Annotated in this window: 19 protein-coding genes and 3 pseudogenes; 10 read left to right on the forward strand and 12 right to left on the reverse strand. The window is 47.7% G+C overall.

The annotated features are described in order from the left end of the window. Positions 1 to 463: DUF6261 family protein (locus JCM12259_RS16765; protein WP_025066283.1), on the forward strand; the 463-nt coding region annotated here is incomplete at its 5' end. Positions 464 to 583: 120 nt separating this feature from the next. On the opposite strand, the gene JCM12259_RS09510 is transcribed toward JCM12259_RS16765, so the two are convergent. The 6 genes from JCM12259_RS09510 to JCM12259_RS14890 all read right to left on the reverse strand — a co-directional run bounded on the left by JCM12259_RS09510 (position 584) and on the right by JCM12259_RS14890 (position 7,271). Next, complete coding sequence (locus JCM12259_RS09510; RefSeq protein WP_025066284.1) at positions 584 to 3,193, reverse strand: DUF5686 family protein; 2,610 nt, start codon at positions 3,191 to 3,193, stop codon at positions 584 to 586. Between the two features lie 3 nt (positions 3,194 to 3,196). Next, positions 3,197 to 3,895, reverse strand: a complete 699-nt coding sequence (locus JCM12259_RS09515; RefSeq protein WP_025066285.1) for an HAD family hydrolase — start codon at positions 3,893 to 3,895, stop codon at positions 3,197 to 3,199. After that, complete coding sequence (locus tag JCM12259_RS09520) at positions 3,892 to 4,824, reverse strand: CDP-alcohol phosphatidyltransferase family protein (protein WP_025066286.1); 933 nt, start codon at positions 4,822 to 4,824, stop codon at positions 3,892 to 3,894. The genes JCM12259_RS09515 and JCM12259_RS09520 overlap by 4 nt, the downstream gene beginning before the upstream one ends. Beyond that, positions 4,821 to 5,612 (reverse strand): hypothetical protein, encoded by a 792-nt coding sequence (locus JCM12259_RS09525; protein WP_025066287.1) that lies wholly within the window; start codon positions 5,610 to 5,612, stop codon positions 4,821 to 4,823. Before JCM12259_RS09525 ends, JCM12259_RS09520 begins: the two co-directional genes overlap by 4 nt. A gap of 4 nt (positions 5,613 to 5,616) precedes the next feature. Further along, positions 5,617 to 6,342, reverse strand: coding sequence for a nucleotidyltransferase family protein (locus JCM12259_RS09530; protein ID WP_025066288.1), 726 nt, complete (start codon positions 6,340 to 6,342; stop codon positions 5,617 to 5,619). A 170-nt stretch (positions 6,343 to 6,512) separates the two neighbouring features. After that, positions 6,513 to 7,271, reverse strand: a complete 759-nt coding sequence (locus JCM12259_RS14890) for a GIN domain-containing protein (RefSeq protein WP_159105384.1) — start codon at positions 7,269 to 7,271, stop codon at positions 6,513 to 6,515. A 626-nt stretch (positions 7,272 to 7,897) separates the two neighbouring features. Between JCM12259_RS14890 and JCM12259_RS09540 the strand changes: the two genes are divergently transcribed. From JCM12259_RS09540 to JCM12259_RS09570, 7 genes and pseudogenes are all read left to right on the forward strand, one after another. Beyond that, positions 7,898 to 9,385 (forward strand): THUMP domain-containing class I SAM-dependent RNA methyltransferase, encoded by a 1,488-nt coding sequence (locus JCM12259_RS09540; RefSeq protein ID WP_025066290.1) that lies wholly within the window; start codon positions 7,898 to 7,900, stop codon positions 9,383 to 9,385. After that, positions 9,375 to 11,545: pseudogene (locus tag JCM12259_RS14895) on the forward strand (S9 family peptidase). Before JCM12259_RS09540 ends, JCM12259_RS14895 begins: the two are co-directional and overlap by 11 nt. Before the next feature lie 5 nt (positions 11,546 to 11,550). Next, positions 11,551 to 12,819, forward strand: coding sequence for a phosphoribosylamine--glycine ligase (purD, locus tag JCM12259_RS09550; protein WP_025066291.1), 1,269 nt, complete (start codon positions 11,551 to 11,553; stop codon positions 12,817 to 12,819). Positions 12,820 to 12,880: 61 nt separating this feature from the next. Further along, positions 12,881 to 13,807, forward strand: a complete 927-nt coding sequence (locus tag JCM12259_RS09555) for a hypothetical protein (RefSeq protein WP_025066292.1) — start codon at positions 12,881 to 12,883, stop codon at positions 13,805 to 13,807. After that, positions 13,795 to 14,247, forward strand: coding sequence for a YqaA family protein (locus JCM12259_RS09560; protein ID WP_025066293.1), 453 nt, complete (start codon positions 13,795 to 13,797; stop codon positions 14,245 to 14,247). The genes JCM12259_RS09555 and JCM12259_RS09560 overlap by 13 nt, the downstream gene beginning before the upstream one ends. 3 nt (positions 14,248 to 14,250) lie before the next feature. Further along, positions 14,251 to 15,078, forward strand: coding sequence for a metal ABC transporter solute-binding protein, Zn/Mn family (locus JCM12259_RS09565; protein WP_025066294.1), 828 nt, complete (start codon positions 14,251 to 14,253; stop codon positions 15,076 to 15,078). 4 nt (positions 15,079 to 15,082) lie between these two features. After that, positions 15,083 to 15,841: a metal ABC transporter ATP-binding protein gene (locus JCM12259_RS09570; RefSeq protein ID WP_025066295.1), complete on the forward strand. Its 759-nt coding sequence runs from the start codon at positions 15,083 to 15,085 to the stop codon at positions 15,839 to 15,841. A 38-nt stretch (positions 15,842 to 15,879) separates the two neighbouring features. Here JCM12259_RS09570 and JCM12259_RS09575 read toward each other — a convergent pair whose 3' ends face one another. After that, complete coding sequence (locus tag JCM12259_RS09575; RefSeq protein ID WP_025066296.1) at positions 15,880 to 16,524, reverse strand: HAD family hydrolase; 645 nt, start codon at positions 16,522 to 16,524, stop codon at positions 15,880 to 15,882. A 96-nt stretch (positions 16,525 to 16,620) separates the two neighbouring features. Between JCM12259_RS09575 and mltG the strand changes: the two genes are divergently transcribed. Together mltG and JCM12259_RS09585 are read left to right on the forward strand one after the other, a co-directional pair. Further along, complete coding sequence (mltG, locus tag JCM12259_RS09580) at positions 16,621 to 17,667, forward strand: endolytic transglycosylase MltG (protein WP_025066297.1); 1,047 nt, start codon at positions 16,621 to 16,623, stop codon at positions 17,665 to 17,667. Next, a complete protein-coding gene (locus JCM12259_RS09585; protein ID WP_025066298.1) occupies positions 17,664 to 18,758 on the forward strand; it encodes a hypothetical protein in 1,095 nt (364 codons plus the stop codon). Before mltG ends, JCM12259_RS09585 begins: the two co-directional genes overlap by 4 nt. 548 nt (positions 18,759 to 19,306) lie before the next feature. On the opposite strand, the gene feoB is transcribed toward JCM12259_RS09585, so the two are convergent. The 5 genes and pseudogenes from feoB to JCM12259_RS15895 all read right to left on the reverse strand — a co-directional run. Then, positions 19,307 to 21,862, reverse strand: coding sequence for a ferrous iron transport protein B (gene feoB, locus JCM12259_RS09590; RefSeq protein WP_025066299.1), 2,556 nt, complete (start codon positions 21,860 to 21,862; stop codon positions 19,307 to 19,309). A gap of 328 nt (positions 21,863 to 22,190) precedes the next feature. After that, positions 22,191 to 24,038 (reverse strand): DNA helicase RecQ, encoded by a 1,848-nt coding sequence (recQ, locus tag JCM12259_RS09595; RefSeq protein WP_025066300.1) that lies wholly within the window; start codon positions 24,036 to 24,038, stop codon positions 22,191 to 22,193. Positions 24,039 to 24,349: 311 nt separating this feature from the next. Next, a pseudogene (locus tag JCM12259_RS16225) lies at positions 24,350 to 24,727 on the reverse strand (RHS repeat domain-containing protein); the annotation flags it as partial. A 65-nt stretch (positions 24,728 to 24,792) separates the two neighbouring features. Further along, positions 24,793 to 25,353 carry a hypothetical protein gene (locus JCM12259_RS09605; protein ID WP_004345479.1) on the reverse strand — a complete coding sequence of 187 codons (561 nt, stop codon included), beginning with the start codon at positions 25,351 to 25,353 and terminating at the stop codon, positions 24,793 to 24,795. A gap of 12 nt (positions 25,354 to 25,365) precedes the next feature. Next, positions 25,366 to 25,922: pseudogene (locus tag JCM12259_RS15895) on the reverse strand (hypothetical protein); the annotation flags it as partial.

A 25,922-nucleotide genomic window follows, 5' to 3' on the forward strand; every position in this document is an offset into this window, starting at 1 on the left:
TGACAAATGCTTCCAGGCGCGATTTAAGAAAACGATTCCCACCGGCACGTTCGACATCAAAGCCCTGCGCTCGGCCACCGACGCTGCCCTCAACGCCGTGCTGCGCCGCATCGATTCGCTCGATGACCTCGAACCCAGCGCGAAAATTACGGCCCTCATCAACGAATACAATGCCGTGGTCGACAATCGTCACACGTTGTTGGCTGGTCGGGCCGCCACCAACAAAGCGCGCGCCGAGCGTCAGCTCGAGGCGCTTCGCAAAGAACTCGACCCGCTGATCCGCAAATTCGAGGAATCCAACGGCATCGCCCCCTTGATCTTACAGTTCACCGGCAAAACGCAGGGTTCGGGCAAAGACAAGACTTATGAATTGGGCTATACGACTAATCCGCAGAAGAAGTTGTGGGTTCGGAAAGACAAGGATGGCGCGCTGCAAGAGGCGAAAAGTGAAAAGGCGAATTAAAGGTGAAAAGGCGTCTTAAAGGTGAAAAGGTGAAAGGATGAAAGGGGTGAAAAGATGTTGAGACATACTTTTCACCCTTTTGCTTTGTTGGGGGATATAGGAAGTATGGTTGGTTGTGCATCAGAATGTGAGGCGCATCATTAGGCGGACACCTTGTTTGTGAGCTGTCGGCAGATGGTTATAGGTCATGCGGCGCACGTATTCGATGTGAAGGATTTTGAAGATGTTGTGAACTCCGGCTACCAACTCCACATAGGGGCGCTTGGGATTCATGATGTTGCAGCCGTCGGGAAACTGCATTAGGATGTCGTCCGAGGCATTCTGCGCGAGTGTGGGATTGTTTTTGTCGGTGAGACGGCCCCACAGGCAACGAGCACCCAGGAACTCGCGCCACTTCAATTTCTTCAAGAGCGGAATGCGATTGAACAACTTGCCGTTCAAATCCCAGCCCAATTCGGCAGTGGCAGAGCGGTCGTTGAGAAACTCCATGTTGTTGATCAAGCCGAACGATTCGTCTTCGACAATAAACGAGAGGTTGGCTGGGGGCATAATCAAAAGCGGGAACGGCACTCTGTTCCATTGTGCTCCGACTTTGATCCGCGTGTCGATCTTGCCCCAGCTGTTTAACCAGAAGCGTTTGTAGATGCCGAGTTCGGTGAAATTGTATTTGTATTCGCCGCCCAGCAATCCTTTTATTCCCATCGTATGTGACAGGCTGAAGATGGGTGCATCAAGGTTGATCGGAATCCGGCGCTGCTTGGTGTTGATGTAAGTGCGCCCCGGAGAAATTTCAAATTTCAAATTCAGTTCGGTGGTCCGGATCTTACCGTTATGCAGCAATTTGCCTGCTTCCAAATTGGGGAGATTTGCCAGGAGCGTTGCCAGATGTGGATCGGGATAGCGCAAAGGCTGGAAGAACAACGTGCCGGCAGCTTCGTTGGTCTCTGTTTTCAGTCCCAACGTGGTCTTAAAGCCCCATTCTTCTTCGCGCTCGAAGGTGAGTTGCTGGCGGTTGTAGAACATCATCTTGTCTACCTTGGTCCATTTCAAGGCCGTGAAGACATTGTCTTTATCGGTGTGAACAAACTTGTCTGACGGCGACGTAATGTCGTAAGTGGATGTGAACGTGAGTGTGCGCTTGGGAAACTCGCGTGGAAGATACTCTTTTTTGTTGAACGAATAGGTGAGTTCGCCTTTGTAATAATTCTTCTGGCTGCCCCAACCGTGCGCGTAATAACCGCTGAGGAACCAGTGCGGATTGAGATTGGCTGTGGTTTGTGCACTGATTCTCGTGCGGACTCCGTCGATGAAATTGCGCGTGATCATCGTGTTGATAGGTCCGATGTCGACCTTGCTGGGATGCGTGGGGTCGCCCGTTTCCACAAAGTTTTCGATCAAAGCCTTGGCCCCGAAGATGATATATTTGAATCCGTTGATCTGTTGGATGCGACGAACAAAAGCATCCATCGACGACTCGCTCTTGGTTAATTCCACAGCACGATATTTGTTCCAGAAGTCTTCACCGCGCATCATGGCATCGGCTTCGTGTCGTTCGCGTGCCTTGCCTTTGAAGAGTTTGTTGGGCAGCGGATCGAAAGCATAGTCGTTGAGACGCGTGGTGCGGATGATGATGAGCTTTTGCATAAACTTTGCCATCGACAGTTCGACGATCATATCGTCATCGGACAACGCCCATTCGCCGTTGGACAGCTGCGTGTAAATCTGCTTCACTTGTAAGTTTTGCACGAAGTTGACGTCGCTTTTCTTAGGAAGTCGCAAGTTGCATTGCTTTACATGCAGCGTGCTGTCGGCCAAGATGTAAAGTTCTCCACTGAAACCGAAATCCTGTTGATTATTGGGGAGGAACTGCAAATGATAGCAACGGTCTTTGTCCACATATACGGTGTCTTCGATATAATAGCGATAAAAGCCGATGGCATCTTTACCGATCGGACTCGTAAAGGGATGTTGCAGCAACCGGATCTGATCGTCGTAGATGTCGATATCGGTGAAAATGTCTTTCATCATGGTGTTAAGGATGTCGCCGGTCTGTATCAATTGGTTGATGCCCGTGCTGCTTTGCCCCGTGATGATATTCTTTTCAGACTTCGGATTTTTACGATAGATATGTCGGGTGACAGTTTCATCTACTGAGACGGGCAATATCAGTTTCTTGTTATAAGGACAGAATTCCACCTGATCGGTCAGCCATTTACGCTTTTTGAGTAGTCCGCTGTCAAAATCCGAAGGTGTAAGGTCATTGAAAGCGAGCGTGAGTTTCTGATACTTGTTGTATTGATAGAAATCGTGATTATCCAAATCTGTTCGTCTCTTGGCAGCAATCACGCGGCGCATCAACTCCACGGCGGGATTATTTTTACGCGAATATTTACCGCGTTTATGCCTAACCACGACTTCGGCCAACTGTTTGGTGTCTGGCTTCAAACGCACATTCAGCACGCCGGGAGTGTTTTCTCGAATCACAATCGACTGTGACTTATATCCCACAGAACTGATTGTGAGCACCCATCCCACATGTTTCGAGATGGAATATCGCCCCGCACTATCGCCGCTCACGGCCACTTGATGACCTTGATACGAAGCACTGGGAAATGCCACGGTGTCGCCGGTCTGCGCATCGGTCACAACTCCCGTTATCGTCTGTGCAGAAACTGTCGACGACAACGTGCAAATCAGCCATGTAATATATATCCTGAACAATCTTTTCATCTGTTATCCTATCTGAGACAAATCTGTAATCACTCGGTCGGGGACGATCTCGCCACACCGCTGTGTGGTCCATCCCTCTCCTCGAAACCAAATGGTGTGGCATCCGATCTGTTGTGCCGGTCCGATATCTTTATATAAGCTGTCGCCCACCACGGCCACTTCCGCCGGATCAAGCCCCAATGCTTTCACACCTAATGAGAATATACGCGGATCGGGTTTGCGAATGCCCACGACGGCAGACTCGATCACCTGCTGAAAGAGTGAGTCGAGTTCAAACTCGCGCAACACTTCTTTTATATTCCCGTAAAAGTTGCTTACGAGCACCATCGGCTCATGTTCATGCAGTCGTTCGAGCACTTCGCGACTGTGAGCCGTGATAGCTTTCACTCGCTGATACACATCATCGAGCACGGCTTGATGTTTTTCCGCAAATTCGTTTTCGTCTGCTTCCCATACGCCCTGTGTGCAGAGATACTCCATTTCGAGTCGGATCTTGATGTCGAGTGTCTTGTGAAAGCTGTAATCGGGCTGTATAATAGCTGCTTGTCCTAATGTTCTCTCACCATGAATGTAGGCTTCTCGAAACTGTTCACAGGCTACCGGCACCCGCTGTCGCTCATAAGCATGCCACAACATTTGGCCCCAATGGCAACCGACCGTGTCAAGTGTGCCGCCATAATCGAATAGATAACCCTTGATCATAGCAGTTTCTGACTAAGCGAAGCACACAATGCTTCGTGATGTTTGCGCATATAAACATAGAGACCATTCATCACCGTTATCTCGATCAGCAAATAAATCCAGGGACAATTGAGCAAACAGGTCACATAAATACATATCGCCCGAACGTTGAATGTCAATATATTGGTGTATTTCATCAGTGGCCGACTACCTGCCAAGAAACGTTCACGCAACTCATGGGGCGCTTCTTCCACGCTGGAATACTTGACACTGAAAGCCGAAAAGAACTTCTGAAACTGCGGAGTGCGTCGTTCTTGACTCCTGCAATAGTTCGCATAATTATAATAGAATATCCGTGCGAGAAGCTGACGCTTAGGTAAACTCTCATAAATAGCTCGTTGTTGGGCAGAATGATCAAGCTCACTACCCGCTTTTCCTTTCAAGAAATAGAGATGGATTTGCCTGTAATAGTCGCTCAACGAACTCTGAGGCGAATGACAAAACACACCTGCCACGATAGCCAACAGCCATATCCACACGCCCCAATGAATGTCTGTGCCCGGCATCAATTGGCTTTGCAGTCGCAGACAGATGGCTACATAAATCGCGAAAAACCACACATCGCCCGAGAATCCATCCAAAACCCGCCCCACAAGGGTCTTTTTTCCTGAGAGACGAGCCATCTGTCCGTCAGTCGAGTCGCAGAAATTGGCCAGCATCAACAGCACGACCCCCCAAATATTATGCGTGAGATCGGTGTGCGAAAACATGACACCGGCTCCCACGCCGAGGAATATCGAGAGAATGGTTATTGCATTCGGATGTATGCCAAGTTTGTTCCACAGCAGTGCAAACACCAATCCTATGGGGCGCGTAAAGTGTACATCGAGCCACTCTTCGGTGTCGGCCGACTTGAAAGAAGCCTGTAACAGGTCGTTGAATTTACTCATTTCGTTTTTAAATAACTGACGATCGCCTCGGCAGCTGCGTCTCGACAACGCGAGAAACTGGGCCAATCGTTGAAATCAATGATATACATTTGTCCACGCACATCAATGATCGCATCGCCTCCATAGACGTCGATCCCAATGCGATCGGCCAACTTCGCCACGGTCTTTTGCAATTTCCCAACATCAAACGCATAATGATGGGCTGGTCCATTGAGCCGTTCATCGGCAAACTTAAACTGTCCGTCGTCGCTCGGATAATAATAACGGAAGAAGCCGCCTGATACGGCATAGAATTTTATTAAATCTCCTTCAACGTTCGAACTGATTACAATATCCGTCACACCACGTGCTGCAAATATCTTGCGAGCAGCTTCCAACGCCGATTTATCACGACAAAACACCACATCGTCTTTGCTTTGTGCCGCCGCATCTCCACGTTTGAGCCAATAACCCGAATCACTTTCGAGTGGCGGCATTGGATAATTCTCACGGCGCATCAATGCATCGAGCTTACTCCTGACACAGTTTTCAACGCCTACGCCACTGTTGACGACCACGGCACCATGCTTTTCCTGCCGACGCAACAATGCTGTCGTGCGAGGCAATCGACCCATAGAAACGAAGAAATCGGCTGTTGTCTCGGGCATGAGTTGCTCTTCATCAATTATCGGAATATCGCTGCCCAATCGATCGATGACGGCTTGCAGAATAGCGCGATCATTCTCCACGGAGTTCGGTGAGAATCTGTCGGCCCGTCTCACAGCAATGATTCGTCGGTCGAATCGCATCTTGTTAGTTCTCGATTAAGAATTTTTCGGCTTTCAGAATATCGTCGGCGTGGTCTATATCCAGCACTTTGGTAAACGGATAAGCCTTCAATCGCCGACCATCTCTGATCAACCCGCGCTGAAAATTGCGCATCCTACTTTCGCCATTGATCATGCATCGGTGCAACGTCTCTATCGAGTTGGGGGCAAGGCCATAAATTCCGCCCGAAATATAACGGCAATGCTGTGCATGATCGTCATAAAAGCCCGTAATATTCAGCATCTCATCCGTCGCCACATAGAGTGGTTTTTCGTCGTCGATAAAGTCTGTCACGCCCATCAATCCGTCTTCTCCGTCGGCCAAGAGCTGTTTGAATGCGGTCTCATAAGCGGCAAACTCTTCTTCGCGAAAGATCGTGTCAACCGTTGTTAACACAAAAGGTTCATTACCCAACAGACTGCTCAGTTCGAAGAAACTATGCATTGAGCTCGGCGTTGTCTTGACAATGAACTTCAAAGGAACGTGCAGTCCGTTCAGACCACACTGCTGAATATTCTCTAAATGTCGACTGACGCCCGTCGTGAGATCATTGCATATCACGATGATTTCATCAGCACCGCTGGCTGTGAAGATCCGAAGCAGTCGGTCGATGAGCCGTTCTCCTCCAATCTCTACCAACGGTTTAGGTTCTCGAATGCCGTCATGGAGCAATCGAGAGCCTTCTCCCGCAGCAATAATTGCATATTTCATCCAAACTAATCACTTGTCGGTTATTGCAGCGCAAAGTTACATATTCTGAATGATAAGCGAAAACTTTTCCCTCACTTTTGTTTTCGAAGTTGGGAGTAAACCAGTAGACGCGTAAACGAGTAAACGAATTGGCAAGTCAAGTCATTGATTCATCCCCTTTGTCTACTCCCCTATTTCTTCACTGTCAACTTCGAAACATTGATATCGCCGGATCCAGTTGTCGATCGATTGAGGGTTGCCACATCGCCGGTCAACGTCACATCGCCCGAACCGATGAGTTTACACGACACGTTCTTGCAGTTTTTCATGTGCATATCAATGTCGCCCGAACCGGTGAGACTGATGTCAGTGGTCGTCACATGTTGTTGCTTCACACGTAGATCACCCGATCCCAACAGCCTCACACGCGACAAAACAGTCTGCACGTTGTCAACAGTGAGGTCGCCACTACCCTGTAAAAATGTGGTCAGTTGATCGCAAATGACATCCGACACATGCATGTCGCCGCTTCCGAGCAGATGCAGATCGAGCGTATCGCTGTCTATTTTTCCCTTTGCTACGAATGTTCCCGAACCGCGCAAGACAACACTCGTCACATCGGGCGAGGTGATGAAGATGCTTACCTGACCGCAATTGCGACCGAAACGAAACGTCTCACGGATCGGGAAATACACTTTCAACTGTTGTCCATCCGATTCGGTTGCAATACGTTTCACCAACTTTTCCGGTCCTTCAATCTTCACGCTGCATTTCGTGCCTTGTGTATAAAAGATGTCATAGGGCACACTCAGCTCGATCTTATCAAATGAACTGACTCGCCGGTCACTGGTAATGATAGGACCATCATCCATCGCCCGGCAATTCTGAAAACACGACGTGAGACTCGCCAACAAGCCTGTAACAGCTAAAAATACAATACTTCGTTTCATACACATTCCTCTTTTAAGTGTTTGAACATTAGACGACACTCCGGCGAAAAAAGTTGCACGCATGGTTGGAAACACGCTCATACCAAACATGAAGAATACATGATCCTCTGCATGATCAATCTGCGACAAGTCCGTTTCCTGTAATCGGATTTTCAACAAGTGATTAAGAAACAACATCTTTATATCTCATTATAAATCAAACAGCTATCAACAACATTCCAATTTGCCGTCAATCGCATGACAACTAACGCTTCGTTGCGCTCCGATTAGTGCTTCATTGCAATGCGTTTAACGGTTTATGAAAAACGAAACAAATGCAGCATGAAAAACAGCCTGTGATTTTTCGCTATTCCATCCGCATGTTTTACTGTCTGACTTTTCACTTTTTCACCTCTCGACATTGTCAATTTAACACCGACAATTACCTACTTTTAAATTATTATTACTAATTTTGTAGGCAAAATCATTGATTATATAGACATCAGAAATGGATAGGGTGAAGTTTGGCTCATACGCTGACCGAGGCTGTCGATGCACTTTCCTCGCAGGAAGTCAGCATTTGCAGTCGAGCACCAAGAAATCCAATAGGAATTGAAACAAAGATTTTTAATACACAAACCACAACAATGGAATTTGAACTCATCGCCAAAACATTCATGGGATTAGAGCCAGTTTTGGCCCAAGAGCTTACCCAACTGGGAGCAAACAACGTGCAAATAGGACGCCGAGTGGTGTCGTTCACCGGAGATCAAGAGATGATGTATCGGGCGAATTTTCAATTGCACACAGCCATTCGAATCCTCAAACCCATCAAACACTTCAAAGCTCGCTCGGCCGATGATGTCTATAATGAGATCAAAAAGATTGATTGGAGCTTATATATAGAGAACGGTAAGACGTTTTCCGTTGATTCCGTGGTTTACTCGGAAGAGTTTCGCAACTCCCGCTTCGTGACTTACAAGGTGAAGGATGCTATTGTCGACCAGTTCAGAGAACACACCGGCACGCGTCCGAACATATCTATTTCGAACCCCGATATGCGCCTTCACATCCACATTGCAGATGAAAACGCCACGATATGTCTTGATTCCAGCGGTGAATCCTTGCATCGCCGAGGTTACCGGCAAGAGTCGGTGGAAGCGCCGTTGAATGAAGTTTTGGCTGCGGGAATGATTCTGATGACAGGTTGGAAAGGCGAAACCGACTTCATAGATCCTATGTGCGGCTCGGGAACAATCCTCATTGAAGCAGCTCTCATTGCACGAAACATGAGTCCGGGCGTATTCCGTAAAGAGTATGCTTTTGAAAAGTGGACCGATTACGACGCAGCTCTCTTCGATAGAATCTATAACGATGACTCGCAGGAACGTGAGTTCTCGCATCACATTTACGGGTACGACATCGATATGAAAGCCGTCAACACGGCTCGGATGAATGTCCGTGCAGCCGGCCTGACAAATGATATCACCGTGGAACAAGCCGATTTCAAAGACTTCACAAAGCCTGCCGAGAAGAGTGTGATCGTGATGAATCCACCTTACGGAGAGCGAATCTCCACACCAAATCTACTCGGAACTTACAAAATGATCGGTGAACGGCTTAAGCATCAGTTCATGAACAACGATGCATGGATATTGAGTTATCGTGAAGAATGTTTCGAACAGATCGGTTTGAAACCGTCAATCAAGATTCCGGTATTCAACGGTTCGCTGGAATGTGAGTTCAGAAAGTATTCTATTTTTAATGGGAAACTGAAAGATTTTCGCAGTGAAGGCGGTATTGTTAAGACTGTCGAAGAAAAGAAACAAATGGCAGAGAAACATCGGTTTAAAAAGAATCGGGAATTCAAAAAACGTCTTGATGAAGAAGAAGAGAATCAAAACAGCGATATCCGATCGTTTACCTTTCACTCATTAGAACGTAAGGAAAACCGCGAAAATCGTTGGAACCGCGATGAAAAGCGTGAACGGCGCCCCTCAGATCGCTTTAAAGGTGCACGCGGCAATGGTAAATCATTCGATCGCAACAATAAATTTGCGGGGCGAGGAAGTCGTCGCAGCAGTGGGAAAGACTATGGAAAAAACTATAAACAATATGAAAATGATGAAGACTAAGAACCTAATCCTGTTCCTGTTTATCGCTATGACCGCATCGGCACAGAAACAATTCACACTCGAAGATCTGAACTTCGGCGGCAATAATTACCATAATATGGTGCCCAAAAATCGCTACACGGCGTGGTGGGGCGATGAGTTGGTGCACACAGATCATGATCGTTGCACCCTGATTGATAAAAAAACGGGAAAAGAGTCACTCCTTTTCACGCTTGAAACATTGAATAGCCACGGCTGTGTAACAGCAAATGAACACAAGATAAAGTCGCTTTCTAATGCCACTTTTCCTTATTTCGGACAGCCGTTAGTGCTTGTTAGCAATGGGACTGACCGCATCTTGTTCGATTGGAAACAGCAGAAACGCGTGTGGAGTCAACCTTGCGCCGATGAAACACACGCTGACTGGAATGCCGCCTCACGTGCTGTGGCATTTGTAAGAAATCATAACCTCTATCTCACCGACGCCCAAGGAAAGACTCATCAACTCACTACCGACGGCAGCCGAGACATTGTTTACGGACAAATTGTTAATCGCAACGAGTTCGGTATATATAAAGGTACGTTTTGGAGCAATGACGGACAGCAGCTCGCTTTTTATCGAATGGATCAGAGTATGGTTACAGACTATCCGTTGGTAAACATCAACACTCGCATTGCAACACTCGAACCGGAGAAGTATCCGATGGCTGGCGAAACCATACATCAAGTAAAAGTGGGCATTTATAACCTGAAAACAGGTCGCACCATTTATTTGAATACAGGCGATCCGACTGATCGTTACTTCACGAATATCTGTTGGAGTCCCGACAATCGACTGCTTTATTTGATCGAACTCAATCGCAAACAGTCTGATTTTTCACTCGATGTGTATGATGCAACGACCGGAAACAAAGTGTCAACGCTATATCGCGAGCATAGCGAGAAGTATGTTCACCCTGTCAATCCGATTACTTTTCTGCCGTGGGATGCCTCTAAATTCATTCTGCAAAGCGAAAAAGACGGTTTCAATCACCTTTATTTATTCAACGTCAAGGGACAACAACTGAAACAAATCACTTCTGGCAAATGGCTCGTTCTTGATTTGATGGGCTTTAACCCAGCTCGGAAAGAAGCCATTATCTTATCGAACGAATGCAATCCGATACAGAACAACATTTTTGCCGTTCATATTCAAAGCGGCAAACGGCGTCTGCTCGACAACGGAAAGGGATGTCATGCCAATATCTATGAGCCGATGGCGGTCACAAATTGGCTCTCTCACCGGGGGGAAATTGGATTATCGATAATTTCACCGCACCCGAAACGCCCCGCAACATTGATATAATCTATGTGGCAACAGCCCGAAAACAACCCTATTTTAAGGCTGAGGATCCATGGATCGGATATCAAGTGCCGGAATATTCGTGCGGTACATTGAAAGCTGCCGATGGCAAAACAGATCTTTATTATCGGATGGTGAAACCCGTAAACTTCGATTCCAAGAAGAAATATCCCACCATTATATATGTCTACGGAGGTCCGGGCACGCGCAATGTGGAAGCTCGTTGGCATTACATGAGCCGCGGATGGGAAACTTATATGGCACAAAAGGGTTATCTGCTCTTCATTCTCGACAATCGTGGCAGCTGCAACCGCGGGCGCGACTTTGAGCAAGCCACTTTCCATCATTTGGGTATCGAAGAGATGAAAGACCAAATGCGAGGTGTGGAATATCTCAAATCGTTGCCCTATGTAGACACCAATCGAATGGGTATTCATGGTTGGAGCTTCGGCGGTTTTATGACCACCAATCTGATGACCACTTATCCCGAAGTCTTCAAAGTGGGTGTTGCAGGTGGTCCGGTGATTGATTGGAAATGGTACGAAGCTATGTATGGAGAGCGCTATATGGGCACTCCGCAGAGCAATCCACAAGGTTTTGCTGAGAGCAGTCTGCTTTCCAAGGCCAAGAATTTAAAAGGAAAGTTGCAAATTATCATAGGAATGAACGATCCAGTGGTGCTTCCGCAACATGCACTCAACTTCTTGCAAGCGTGTATTCAGGTAGGAACGCAACCCGACTTCTTCGTTTATCCCGGTGAACCTCATAACATGCGAGGTCATCAGAGCACGCATCTGCATGAGCGAATATCGCAATATTTCGATGACTATTTAAAATAAACAGGATGAAAATATTACTGTTAGGCAGTGGCGGTCGTGAACATGCGCTGGCCTGGAAGATTGCGCAGAGTCCGCGTGTAGACCGTCTTTTCATAGCTCCGGGTAATCCCGGAACGGCCGAAGTGGGTGAAAACGTAGACATCGAAGTCAATGATTTCGTCCGACTGAAAGACTTTGTCATAACAAACGGCATCGAGATGGTGGTTGTCGGACCCGAAGATCCGCTGGTGAACGGTATCTACGACGCTTTCAAAAATGATCCCCAAACAGCTCATATCGCAGTGATCGGCCCTTCGAAAAGCGGTGCTCGTCTCGAAGGATCAAAAGATTTTGCCAAAGCCTTTATGCAAAGGCATGGCATTCCAACGGCAAATCACCGCACGATTAACCATCAGTTGCACGATGAAGAACGGTCTTTCATCGCCTCATTAACGCCTCCTTACGTGCTCAAAGCTGATGGGTTGTGTGCAGGCAAGGGGGTGCTCATCCTTCCGACATGGGCCGAAGCCCAGGCTGCACTGGACGAAATGCTCGACGGAAAATTTGGAAAAGCCTCGTCGCAAGTCGTTATCGAAGAGTTTTTAGACGGCATCGAGTGCTCTGTTTTTGTGTTGACCGATGGCAAACATTATCTAATTTTGCCCGAGGCCAAGGACTATAAGCGCATCGGTGAGCACGACACGGGACTCAATACGGGCGGAATGGGGAGCGTGTCGCCCGTTCCTTTTGCCACCAAAGAGTGGATGCAGAAAGTTGAGGAACGCATTATTCGTCCCACGATAGATGGACTTTCTGAGGAGGGAATCGATTACAAAGGGTTTATTTTCTTCGGTTTGATCAACGTGAAAGGCAATCCGATGGTCATCGAATACAATTGCCGGATGGGCGATCCCGAGACCGAGACCGTGATGCTGAGACTCAAAAGCGACATTGTGGACCTCTTCGAAGGTGTTGCCCAAGGAGATCTTGACCGACGGGAAATTGTTTTCGATGATCGCGCAGCAGTCTGTGTGATGCTCGTCAGCGGTGGTTATCCGCAACAATACGCCAAAGGTCATCCCATCACAGGACTTGATCAGGTGTGTGAAAGTATTGTTTTTCATAGCGGGACAGCCGTTAAAGGCGGTCAACTTGTTACCAATGGTGGTCGGGTTATCGCCGTAAGCAGTTACGGAAAAGACAAAGACGAAGCTCTGCAAAAGAGCTTCACCGCAGCTGAAAAGATTCATTTCGAGGACAAATACTTCCGTAGCGACATCGGAAAAGATCTATAATCATAGATCAAAAAGTGGATTCGGACACGGCGTTTTCAGCCCAACGACTATAAGGAAGACGATGGCAAGAAGAATGCAAAACAGGATAGCAGAAAGCAGATGGGCACTGCCAATAACGGTAGTGTACGCTGTTCTTGTGTGCCTGGCATGTCGATTGCTCAGCGACCAATTGTGGGTTCAGATGGCAATGCTGATCGTTTCCACTTATCTTGTCATCGAACTGAACAATACCAATTCGTTGATCCGCATTTATAGTCGGATGATTTCCTGCACTTTTTTGGTTTTGATGTCGGCAGCCAACATCATTTTCCCTTCTGTTGAAAGCAGAATCGTGCAGCTATGTTTCATCGGTTGCTACACGGCTTTGTTCAGAGCCTACCAAGATAAACAGGCTTCCGGTCCCGTGTTTTATGCCTTTCTCTGTATCGGAATTGCCTCGACAATATTCATTCAGATCGCTTTCTACGTCCCGATTCTATGGATTCTGCTGGCTGTAAACATCCTTGCATTCAGCAACCGAACATTCTGGGCTTCGGTCTTGGGCTTAATCGTCCCCTATTGGTTCATCGGCGGCTACCACGCTTATACCGGAGAGATCGATCAACTCGCCCGACATTTTACCAATATGGCACAGTTTGGACCACTGTTTGACTATTCAGCCATCACCGAACACCAAATCGTAACTTTCGCTTATGTCGTTCTGATCGCAGCAATAGGGATTATCCATTATCTGCGCAATAGCTTTGCAGACAAGATTCGCACGCGAATGCTCTATGAACTCTTCATCACGATGTGTGTCGGCAGTATTGTTTTCATGATTCTGCAACCTCAATATTACGATATACTGATGGGAATTCTGATTGTCAATACAGCCCCGTTGATTGCTCATTTCATTGCACTGACACGCACCCGACTGACAAATATAGCCTTCTATTTGCTCATCGGTCTGTCGATTGTTATAACCGCATACAATCTATGGACGCATTGATCGATCTGTTAATCCATTACGGCTATTGGGGAATGCTGACATCAGCGCTGTTGGCAGGCAGTGTACTCCCGTTCAGTAGCGAAGCTGTGATGCTCGGATTGATGGCGGCGGGTCTCAATCCATGGCAACTTGCACTCTACGGAACCATCGGCAACGTGGCAGGATCCATGGTCAATTACGGCATCGGACGTTTAGGCAAGCCCGAATGGATAGAGAAATATCTGCACGTCAAACAAGAAAGCCTCGACAAAGCCGAGCGATTTATGGCCGGACATGGTGCATGGATGGGATTTTTCGCATTTCTTCCGATCATCGGAAGCGCCATCACCGTATCCCTGGGATTGATGAGAGCCAATATCGTCATCACGTTCACGAGCATCACGTTGGGTAAAGTTGTGCGTTACATATTATTGATTTATGGAGTAGGTTTGCTTTTTTAAGATATGAAAAAATATATATTGATTGCACTGACAGCACTGACATTCATTGCATGCGGTCCTCCCCAAAACGAAGGTCCGCGCACAATAACCGTGACCATTGAGCCACTTCGCTTTTTCACAGATCAAATTGTGGGAAACAGATTCAAGGTAACAACAATGGTTCCCAACGGAATCAACCCTGAGACTTATGAACCGACGGCTCGGCAAATGATGGATTTAGCCGGAAGCGACATATATATAAAGGTGGGAAATATCGGGTTTGAACACACATGGATGAAGAAACTCACCGACAATGCACCGCATACCATCGTCGTAGATTCGTCGGACGGCATCGCTCCCATCAGTAGTATCAATCGTGTGGAAGACCCGCATACATGGATGAATTGTGCCAACGCGCAAGTCATTGCCCGCAACATCTATGATGCAGTGATGTCGGTAGACGTACAAGACAGTGCTTATTTCAGGAAGAATTATGAACGATTGCTTGCCAAGATCAAGCAAACAGATGACACGATACGAGCTAATCTGCAAAAGAGCAGAGCCAAAGCATTTATCATTTATCACCCCACACTCACTTATTTCGCCAAAGAATACGGACTCGTTCAGTTGCCGATCGAAGAAGAAGGACGTGAACCTTCGGCCGCACAACTGCAACAGCTCATTGCAACGGCTAAACGATTAGATATTCGAACAATATTCATCCAGCAGGAATTTACTAACCGTAATACCGAGATTATCACTCAAGGACTTGGTATCAGACCATTGGAAATCAATCCGCTGAGTTATTTCTGGGATAAACAGATGCTACAAATATCCGAACTTTTGAGATAAATCGATGCAGCCCATTATACGCCTTGAACACGTCACAGCCGCTTATGAAGATAAGATCGTATTGCAAGATGCTACGCTGACGGTGTTCGATCATGATTTTCTCGGCATCATCGGTCCCAACGGAGGCGGTAAAACAACGCTCATCCGAATTATTCTCGGGCTGATGAAACCCATTTCGGGGCAGGTGACTTATTTACGAGAAGGTCGTCCGGTACATGAAATAACAATGGGGTATTTACCTCAATACAATGACATTGATCGTCGTTTCCCCATCTCTGTCTATGAAGTTGTGTTGTCGGGATTGAGTCGTCAGAAACGATTCTTGCGCCCTTACACCCGCGAACAACATCAACAAGTGAGAGAAACGATCCACAGAATGGAACTCGAAGAATTCGAACGGAAACCCATCGGAGCATTGAGTGGTGGACAATTGCAGCGTGTGCTCTTAGCGCGCGCTATCGTTTCGCATCCCGAAGTGGTGGTGCTCGATGAACCCAATACGTATATCGACAAGCGTTTCCAGGAACAAATGTATCAAATACTTGATACGATCAACCGCGACTGCGCCATCATTATCGTGAGTCATGATATCGGTACCATCCTCCAAAACGTAAAAGACGTGGCTTGTGTGAACCGAACTTTACATTATCACGCCAGTACGGAGATCTCCGAAGAAGAACTCCAAGAGCACTTCGGATGTCCCATAGAACTTCTGGGCCACGGCGATATGCCTCATAGAGTGTTGAAAAAGCACGAAGATTGATCGCTCCATGCCATGAACCCATGGCATGTTATCATCCCCTATTCAAACAAAATCTCTCGCGGATGATGAACGAATGTTGTGGCACCATAAGCCGTCAGAAATTCTTTCGACCTGAATCCCCACAACACACTGATGCAGGGCATACCGCTGTTGCGAGCCGTTGCCACGTCAACATCACTGTCGCCGACATATACGGCACGGTCTTTCGTAACGCCCAATTGCCGCAATGCCTCGATAACGGTATCAGGTGCAGGCTTTTTCCGAATATCTTCGCGCTCTCCGATAGCCACCTTTATATAATCATGAAAGAAATGTCGGCACAGCTCTTGCGTAGCATCATAAAATTTGTTGCTGACAATTGCAAGGTGTTTGCCCCTGTTTTGCAGTTCGGCCAGCAACTCTATAATCCCGGGATATGGCCTCGTCGTATCGAGACTATGCACGAGGTAATGCTGCCGAAAAGTCTCATAAATCTCTTCAAAGCGCGGATTTTCGAGTCCGTCGGGCGTTGCTCGTTCCATCAATAACTTCACGCCATTCCCCACAAACTGTCTGACTTCATCCAACGTGCGCTCGGGCATATCCGCACTGCGCAGAGCATAATTACAGCTTGCAGCCAAATCGGTCAGCGTATTGAGCAGAGTGCCGTCTAAATCAAAGACATAAGTGTCATATTCTTTCATCATCTTGGATCGTTGAAACATAAAATATTGCCGCAAAGGTAGTAAAAACTATCTGCTTTTTAGTACCTTTGCAGCGTTTTTATGATAATGAATGATATGAACAAGAAGCTCACAAAACGATATTTGATACCTGCCGGTGTATGCCTGCTCGTGATCTTCGGACTGGTGTATTATTACTTTTTCTCTTCGTTCTCGACACACCCCCAAACCGAATATGTCTATATCGACAACGACGATAATGTTGATTCCGTTTTAACCAAGCTCTCCGCCATGTCTACTTGTCACGGAAGACAAGGGCTCCAAACGCTGGTCCGTCACAGTTCTTACCACAATCATATCCGCACCGGACGTTATGCCGTGAATCCGGGAGACGGCGCTTTCAGAATATTTCGACGCATCAAAAACGGGCAGCAAGCACCAGTCGAACTGACGATTCCGTCTGTCCGGACACTAAACCGACTCTCCGCCGAACTTTCCAAGAAGCTGATGCTCGACAGCACAACGATCTATCGGGCACTCACCGACGAACAGACCTGCCGCCGTTACGGCTACGACACGCTCACCATTGCCTGCATGTTCATCCCCAACACCTATGACATTTACTGGAATATATCGCTCGACCACCTGCTTGATCGAATGAAACGCGAAAACAAAAGATTCTGGAACTTCGAGCGAAAACAAAAGGCCCAGCAGATGGGAATGACCGAAAACGAGGTAATTACCTTGGCCAGCATTGTCGACGAGGAGACAGCCAACAACCAAGAGAAACCGATGGTGGCAGGAATGTATTACAATCGTCTCAAACTTCGCAATGCCGAATATCCTAACGGAATGCCTTTACAAGCCGACCCGACCATCAAATACGCCTGGAAAAAATTCGACTTGCACCGCATCTATCACAATCTGCTGCACATCGACAGCCCCTATAACACATATAAAAACGCGGGATTACCTCCCGGTCCGATCCGGATTCCGACTGTAGCTGGCATCGATGCTGTCCTCGATCATGTCCACCACGACTATCTCTATATGTGCGCCAAAGAGGATTTCAGCGGCACCCACAACTTCGCCCGCACCTATCAGGAGCACCAACGCAATGCAGCCAAATATTCGAAAGCACTCAACGAGCGCGGAATCAAATGAAACTGCACATCTTCAATCCCGAACACGACATGGCCTTAGCGGCCGACAACCCACATTTCACACCTCCTCACATAGCCCGCGAACTGCGATCCGATCTCGGATTCTTACCGGTTTTATGGGCCGATGACGGCGATTTAGTACTCGTCGAAAACATTTCGGCAGCCCTCAATGCCGTTCGTCATCTGAAATGTCACACAGCCGACGTGCTCTTTGTCACATCATCAGATCTTTCCATCGCGTCTTCCTGCAAGCTCGAAATTGCCCCGTGGGGATGGGATTCAGCACTCAAACAGCAATTATCCGCCATCAATCCCGAACTAGAAAAACAAACACCGACCCATGAAAGGCTTGCACAAATACGCCGACTCAGCAACAGACGTTGGGCCGGCGAACAAATATTACCCCACCTGATCCCAACAGACGAGCGCCTCATCGGCACAAGCGAATATATCACCGACATCCAAATCCTGCACGCCCGCATCTGTCAGCTCCGCCACGCCGTGCTGAAAGCACCATGGAGCAGCAGTGGACGCGGTCTCAGATATGTCGAACCACAGTCAGACCAATTGGAACCGCATCTGAAAGGTTGGGCCGTCAATACTATCAAACGTCAAGGCGGACTGATGATCGAGCCTTTTTACAACAAGATCCGCGACTTCGGCATGGAATTCCTCTGCACCCATGGCAGCGTAACCTACCAAGGTCTGTCACTCTTTAAAACCACAAACGGATCATACACCGGCAGCATCATCGCCACCGAAAGCGAGAAACAGAAAATCCTCTCACAGCATATCCCCACCTCACTGCTCGACACCGTGCGCAACACAATCACCCGCTTGCTCACCAATCAGTTAGCTCCCGCATACAACGGCCCGTTAGGCATCGACATGATGATCGTTTCCCACAACGGACAATTCAAACTCCATCCTTGCGTAGAACTCAATCTGCGCCGCACAATGGGGCACGTAGCCCTCTCCGTCGCCCACAATGACACCACCCCTCAACGCTTAATGACCATCTCATATACCGACAAATATCACCTCCGAATCATCGAGACCGGCGAGAATCTCCTGCCAATCACATGGCTATGAAATATTGAGTAAGAAATGTTGAATGATTGCACAAAGGCGCAATCATAAGTCCACCTACCGCAACAAAGTAAAAGGGTGAAAAGACAGCATCCCTCATCCTTTCACTTTTTCACCTTTAATCATCCATAGATGACGGGTCATTTTTCTAATTTTAAAGCTTTCATCACCTGCTGAAACGTTGTTTTTCTGATTTTGAGGCTTTCATCACCTGCTGAAACGTTGTTTTTCTAATTTTTTGCCCGTCGGGGCATCCCGAAACATTGTTTTTCTGATTTTTTTGTCCATCGGGACCCCCCGACAGCCCTTTTTTCTTCCAGGCGGCCTATCGGGGCCCCCCGACGCCTCATTTTTCCAATTTTTCGCGTTTCGGGGCATCCCGACAACCCTTTTTTCTTCCGGGCGGCCCGTCGGGATCCCCGAACCCCCATTTTTCTGGTTTTGGGGACTTGCGTGTGTTAAGACTTTTCCCAGATTTGCAAATATAAAGTGTTAAAGGGTGCAAGAGAAATCGGGGAGACTTCGCATGGATGCGCTGTTGGATTCAAATATTACGTAAAGAATAGTCGGCCGATTTGGTAGACGGCAGCACTTACAGTCCATGCCAAGACGGATGTGTAGACGGCACCGAAGAGGGCCCAACGCCATGAGCCACTCTCGTTTTTGATGGCGGCAATGGTGGCTACACAGGGGAAATACAGGAGCACGAAGAGCAGATAACAGTAGGCCGTGAGGGGCGTGATACCGTCGGAAATCATTTGGCGACGCAGTCGGGTGTATTTGGCAGTGTCGTTGTCGGCCTCGTCGCTTTCGGCTACACTCGAATCGTTGCTGTATAACACCCCCATGGTCGAAGCGACGATCTCTTTGGCTCCGACACCAGCCAGCAGCCCAACATCGAGCTTCCAGTCGAAACCTTGCGGACGGAAGATGGGTTCGATGGTCTTACCGATTCGTCCGATATAGCTTTGTTCTTGTTGGGCCTGATTGTCTAACTGATCGTTGTGCGGGAAATAACCTAATGCCCAGACAATGATACTGGCCACGAGAATGATGCCTCCCATCTTTTGGAGATATTGTTTGCCCTTCTCCCAAGTGTGACGGGCGATGGCTTTACTCGTTGGGAATCGGTAGGGTGGTAATTCCATGACAAAAGGTATGTCTTCGCCTTTGATCACAAATCGGCTGAATAGTCGGCTGATGATGACGGCCATCAGGATGCCGATGGCATAGAGTGAAATCATGATGATTGACCGGTATTGTAAGGCGAAAAAAGTTCCGGTGATCATAATATAAATGGGAAGTCGGGCCGAGCAGCTCATCATCGGGAGCACGAGCATTGTGATTAGGCGTGAGCGTCGGCTCTCGATGGTGCGTGTGGCCATAATGGCCGGCACATTGCATCCGAATCCCATGATTAGCGGAATAAAGGATTTGCCGTGCAAGCCCATGCGATGCATCACTTTGTCCATGATGAATGCAGCCCGCGCCATATAGCCACTGTCTTCCATAAAGGAAATGAAAAAATAGAGAATCAAAATCTGTGGCAGGAAAACGATTACGGCTCCGACTCCGCCGATCACGCCGTCGACGAGCATCGCTTTGATCGGTCCGTCGGGCATTGACAGACTGATCCAATCACCCAAGGCCGCAACGCCAGCTTCAATCCAATCCATGGGGTATTGTCCCAAAGAGAATGTGGCTTGGAACATGATGTATAAGAAAAGGAAGAAGAGCGGGAAACCGAAGTATTTATGTGTGATGATGGCATCCAGAAAATGGGTCATCTGATAGGTGTCTTGCTTTTTGCCTTCGACAAAGCCTGCTTCCTGTAAAGCGCCGTGAATGAAACCATATTTTGCATCCATGATAGCCGTTTCGCTGTCTTCTTTGGTTTCGTCCTTGATGAGTTGCTCGCCACGGGCCACGGCATCGTTTATCGCCTGTGCATTGGGCAAGGTCTGACTCAATGAAATGATGTCGGTATCGTTTTCCAACAGTTTGATAGCCAGGTAGCGGATGGAGTATTTGGAGCGGAGTTGGTTGTTATCATGCAGGGTTTCTTTCACATCGTTGATGGCTTGTTCGATGTATTTTCCATGATTGACGTGGATATGCCGGAAGATATTACGTCGCGGACGTAGACCGTGCGCAAAATCTTCGGGGTGATCTTCATCGTTGGTCTTTTGATAGTGCTTGTGCCAAGTTTGTAAGTCCTTGGCCACCTCAGGATTGATATTTCCTTCCTGGTCTAAGAAATCGACACCCTCATACATGTTAATAATGATATGAAAGAGCAGATCAACACCGCGACCTGTTCGGAAGACAGTAGGAACCATCGGTACACCAAACAGCTGACCCAATTTCTGATAATCCAGCGAGTCACCACGCGATTCGAATTCGTCAAACATATTCAGCGCACAGACCATTCTCAGATCCATGTCCACGAGTTGGGTGGTGAGATAAAGATTGCGTTCGAGATTGCTCGAGTCGATAACGTTGATAATGACATCGGGTGTTTTGTCAAGGATCTGACGCCGGACATACATCTCTTCGGGGCTATAAGCCGACAGAGAGTAGGTGCCTGGCAAATCGACAAGTTTGAATTCATAGCCTTCGAATGAGGCGTGACCCTCTTTGGCATCTACGGTTACGCCCGAATAATTGCCCACTCGTTCGTGAGCGCCCGATGCAAAGTTGAAAAGCGAAGTCTTACCACAGTTGGGATTACCCACAAGTGCAACATTGATGGTGCGACGTTTTTCCATGGCGGCGTCGCGGAGCTGCTGTTCGCTGAGCGGCCTCTGTTCCTCACCCTCAGCGATGAAAATGCTATGCTGGTGGGTTGTCGTATTCCCTATTTGTTCTGATGCTTGTATCTCATCCACAGAAATGATTTCGATCATCCGGGCCTCATCGTGTCGCAACGAGATCTCGTAACCCATAATCTTATATTTCACAGGGTCTTGCAACGGTGCATTGAGCAACACCTCCACCACCTTTCCCTTGATGAAGCCCATCTCGACAATGCGCTTACGAAAACTTCCGTATCCCAAAACCTTGACGATAACACCGCGTTGGCCTGTCTTTAAATCTGATAATCGCATCATAGCCTATCCTAAATTTGCTGCAAAAGTACGATAAAATAATTGCAATGGCATTGCAAAGGATAAAAACTTTCCAGGCTTGCACCTCCTTTATTAGAGGCGTATAAAAGGTTCAATCAATTCGAAGCTCGAAAACAAAAAATAAATCTGGGTAGTAAAAGCGCCCACCGGAAAGACGTAAGGTTCAGGCGATTTAAAAGGTGGAAGGTGGAAGGTGGGAGGTGGAAGGCTGGAAAAGGGTGAGATGGCTGGGGGAAGCTGTCTTTTCACCCATTTGCTGTTACGTGTATTGTTTATTGCTTGACGGAGTGCGTTGCTTCTGACTCGCTCAGACGAATCGTTTGATGACTTGGATAAAGGCGTCGCTATATTTCTTTTGCTTGTATTCGCCAATTCCGGGAATGTTGCCAAACTGCTCCTTGGTTGTCGGTTTGTCGGTGGCGAGGGCATGGAGCACTTTGTCCGACAGAACGATATAGGCGGGGAACCCCTGCGCTTGGGCCAAAGCTGAACGCAATTGGCGCAGCGCCGCGAACAGATTGGCGTCTTCCACACGCGAAGCATGCACTTCGGGGAAGATCTGCGAGGCTGCCATCTCTGTCTGTTCACGCTGCCGGAGCGCGCGCTTGGTCTCCTTTCGCCCGACGGGTTCGGATTTCCGGTGGATGGCTAAATCTGCTTGTTTGCGACCATAGAGAATGTCTTGTCCGCTGGGCGTAATCTTGATGATGTCGCCTTCGTTGTAAGCGACTTCGATAAAGCCCATTTGCAGCATCTGCAAGAGATAGTCTTGCCACTCTGTCGTGCTGATGTCGCGTCCCACACCGAATGTCTTGATATGGTCGTAACCGTTTTGCACGACGGTGGTCGATGCCATGCCGCGAAGGATTTCGATGACCGTCCCGAATCGAATACGCTGATCGGTGCGGGCCATTGCGCTGAGTGCTTTTTGAATGACCTGCGTCCCGTCAAACTTCCGGGGCGGACTCAGGCACACGTCACAGTGACCGCAATCGTGATCGCTTTGTTCGCCGAAGTAGTTCAACAGAATACGACGGCGGCATACACTGCTTTCGGCATAGTCCTGCATGCGTTGCAGTTTCTCGAGATTCACCTCACGCTGTCCGCTATCGTTGGCAAAGCGTCTCAATTGGATCATGTCGGCCAACGAATAAAATAGAAAGGTGTCGGCCGGTGCACCGTCTCGGCCTGCACGACCGATCTCCTGGTAAAAGCTCTCGATGCTTTTGGGCATGTTGTAATGGAATATCCAGCGCACGTTACTCTTGTCGATGCCCATCCCGAAAGCAATCGTGGCACAGACAACGGGTGTCTGATCGGTTTTGAATTGCTCCTGAATCCGGCTGCGTTCGCTGGCCGACATACCGGCGTGATAGGCCTCTGCACGGATGTTTCGCTTGCGTAGATAGTCGGCTATGCTCTCGGTGGTTTTCCGACTGAGGCAATAAATGATGCCCGCATCGTCCGGATGACGCTCGATATAGCCGATGATAACCCTCATCTTCTCGGCCTTCCCCGACTCTTTTCGCACGCTCAACGACAGGTTGGGGCGGTCGAATGAGGAGATATAAATATGGTTGTCGGAAGCCACTCGCAGACGAAGTTGCTTGATGATATCCTGCCTCGTCACTTTATCGGCCGTCGCCGTGAGAGCCACGATTGGTGTCTGCGGGAATCGGTCGTGCAGAATGCCCAGTTGCGAATACTCGGGTCTGAAATCGTGTCCCCATTGGCTGATGCAGTGAGCTTCGTCAATAGCGATGAGACTGATCTTGATTTCACTGAGCAAGAAGGGGATCTCTGCGATCAATCGTTCGGGCGACATATAAAGAAGTTTGATGTCGCCGGCCAAACAACGCCGTTTGATGATCAGATCCTGATTCATATCGTTGCCACTGTTGAGCGCTTCGGCCGCGATACCATTGGCTTTGAGCGCTTCCACCTGATCATACATCAGACTGATCAAAGGCGACACCACAACAGCCGTCCCGGGCATGGCCAAAGCCGGAATCTGGTAACACAGACTCTTCCCGCCGCCTGTCGGCATCAACACGAGGCAATCGTTGCCCGCGACAATATCGTCGATGATTTCGCGTTGGTTCGGTCTGAACGTGCTGAACCCATAATATTTTTTGAGAATAAAAGATATATCCATTGTCGACTTTTGCTGCAAAGTTACGGTTTTTATCGTAAAGAGAACGGTTCTCGACTTCCGAATGATTGCGAGTCAGGAAGAGGAGAATTTCGTCTGTTTCCCATCGGTTTGTAATACCCTGATAAATAATGATTTACAAAACCCTTATTGGTCCTCCAAAAAACGTCTGGACGTTTTCCGAAAAACATCTAGTCGTTTTCTCAAAAACATCTAGACGTTTTCTCAAAAACATCTAGACGTTTTATCCGAAAGCACTGGACGTTTTTCTCACCCGAACAGATCATGTTGTTTTTCGAACCGGAAAACCATGGTCATAGCTCATGTAATTCATAGCTATTGCAGTTAGAGTTCTGACTGTTGTCCGACATCTGCACATCGTTGTCCGAGCAGAAGAAACGGTCAAGAATGGGATCGTACAGACGACCGTTACTTTCCCCGCTTCGCGACAGTGACCGTTGGTTCATGTTGATGATGTCAAACTCACTGAGCATCTCGTGCCCTGTGTAGCCGCGGTGCAAACCGATGGTGTTGAGCATCACAGTCTGTTTTCCCCAAGCATCGTATGAGGCATCGAAGACTTTTGTGCCATCTTCGTCCATAACGGAAAGAATGCTCCCTAAATTGTCCGTGAAGGCAAGATAATTCTTCTCTGTACCGTTCTTCCTGACGGCGATGATATTACCGTCAAAGTAATAGAACTCACATGTTGTACTGGTTTATCTTCTCTTTTTCGCGGATTAGCTCGTAGCCCTGATTATAGTAGCAAGACCCCCCACATGGCCACAATCCCCAAAAACACTGTAGCTATAGCACCAATACAGAACAGAATTGTTATCCTTTTCCACTTCTGATGCCATGGCTTGTCTTTTTTTTCAAACTGCTTGAAGTATTTCAGATAGCGATCTTTACTAAAAACAGATTGGTAGGCTGGAATATAGAAAATTCCAACGGGAATAGCCACTGTCAATATAATTACAAGGAAACTTACCTTTCCAAAGTATCGGAAAACGATACCAAGTAATATAAATGACAAAAAAGCCGGATAACAAGAATAAAAATAACCAAACCAATGGTGGGCCCAACCGATATGATAACCATATTCTTCGTCATAGAAAAACTTATCTATATTTTTTTGTTCTCTTTGCCGACGCTCATAATATTTCTTTTTATATTCTTTCGTAAAGAGATACTTGGGTATGGGAGAAAGTAGTATATTGACTACCCTCCCCATAAAATCGCCAAATGTCATATCACCGATCCAAAGACAATAATGTATGGCGTTTAAAAAATATTCAAAATTATTGCTGTTTATCATTTACACCTACATTTACATTCCATAAATTATATCCACAGTTCTTGTACCTAACCAACCGCCACCAAAAGTTCCGACTACCCCTCCTATGGCACCGCCAACAATCGTTCCTGGGACAACACCAACGCCGCCAAACCACACGCCAACTGCCGCACCGGCTTTTGCCCCCAACATTGCACCTGCCGTACCACCAGCCCAGCCACCTGCAACATCTGCCGTAGCCCGAACCGTATTGTAACCGTCTGTATAGCCATAACTCTGGTAGTTTTGGTAGTCGGCATAAGCACCAACACCTAATTGGGAAACATTTAGCCCAATTCCCACAGGACCAGCAACTTTAGTAATACTCTTTCCGGTAGTGCTCAATCTAATGGTCTTTACATGCTGATTGCCATAGAATCCACGCTCTCCTGCTGCATGCCAGTAGAATTTCCGATTACTGCCCCAAGTGGAATTTCCACCATGTTTTTTCAACGAAATGCCTATGCCATCTAAAAACGTATTCACCCCTACAGCAGCTCCCAGGATGTTATCACTCAAATGCCTTGACGAAACAACAACGACTTCAGAAA

This window comes from Hoylesella enoeca JCM 12259 (genome assembly GCF_000613405.1).
In the GTDB taxonomy this organism is placed as follows: Bacteria; Bacteroidota; Bacteroidia; order Bacteroidales; family Bacteroidaceae; genus Prevotella; species Prevotella enoeca.

Coding starts and splice junctions, on each gene's coding strand:
- JCM12259_RS09510 (WP_025066284.1), bottom strand. CDS start 3,193: ATGAAAAGATTGTTCAGGATATATATTACATGGCTGATTTGCACGTTG.
- JCM12259_RS09515 (WP_025066285.1), bottom strand. CDS start 3,895: ATGATCAAGGGTTATCTATTCGATTATGGCGGCACACTTGACACGGTC.
- JCM12259_RS09520 (WP_025066286.1), bottom strand. CDS start 4,824: ATGAGTAAATTCAACGACCTGTTACAGGCTTCTTTCAAGTCGGCCGAC.
- JCM12259_RS09525 (WP_025066287.1), bottom strand. CDS start 5,612: ATGCGATTCGACCGACGAATCATTGCTGTGAGACGGGCCGACAGATTC.
- JCM12259_RS09530 (WP_025066288.1), bottom strand. CDS start 6,342: ATGAAATATGCAATTATTGCTGCGGGAGAAGGCTCTCGATTGCTCCAT.
- JCM12259_RS14890 (WP_159105384.1), bottom strand. CDS start 7,271: ATGAAACGAAGTATTGTATTTTTAGCTGTTACAGGCTTGTTGGCGAGT.
- JCM12259_RS09540 (WP_025066290.1), top strand. CDS start 7,898: ATGGAATTTGAACTCATCGCCAAAACATTCATGGGATTAGAGCCAGTT.
- purD (WP_025066291.1), top strand. CDS start 11,551: ATGAAAATATTACTGTTAGGCAGTGGCGGTCGTGAACATGCGCTGGCC.
- JCM12259_RS09555 (WP_025066292.1), top strand. CDS start 12,881: ATGGCAAGAAGAATGCAAAACAGGATAGCAGAAAGCAGATGGGCACTG.
- JCM12259_RS09560 (WP_025066293.1), top strand. CDS start 13,795: ATGGACGCATTGATCGATCTGTTAATCCATTACGGCTATTGGGGAATG.
- JCM12259_RS09565 (WP_025066294.1), top strand. CDS start 14,251: ATGAAAAAATATATATTGATTGCACTGACAGCACTGACATTCATTGCA.
- JCM12259_RS09570 (WP_025066295.1), top strand. CDS start 15,083: ATGCAGCCCATTATACGCCTTGAACACGTCACAGCCGCTTATGAAGAT.
- JCM12259_RS09575 (WP_025066296.1), bottom strand. CDS start 16,524: ATGAAAGAATATGACACTTATGTCTTTGATTTAGACGGCACTCTGCTC.
- mltG (WP_025066297.1), top strand. CDS start 16,621: ATGAACAAGAAGCTCACAAAACGATATTTGATACCTGCCGGTGTATGC.
- JCM12259_RS09585 (WP_025066298.1), top strand. CDS start 17,664: ATGAAACTGCACATCTTCAATCCCGAACACGACATGGCCTTAGCGGCC.
- feoB (WP_025066299.1), bottom strand. CDS start 21,862: ATGCGATTATCAGATTTAAAGACAGGCCAACGCGGTGTTATCGTCAAG.
- recQ (WP_025066300.1), bottom strand. CDS start 24,038: ATGGATATATCTTTTATTCTCAAAAAATATTATGGGTTCAGCACGTTC.
- JCM12259_RS09605 (WP_004345479.1), bottom strand. CDS start 25,353: ATGATAAACAGCAATAATTTTGAATATTTTTTAAACGCCATACATTAT.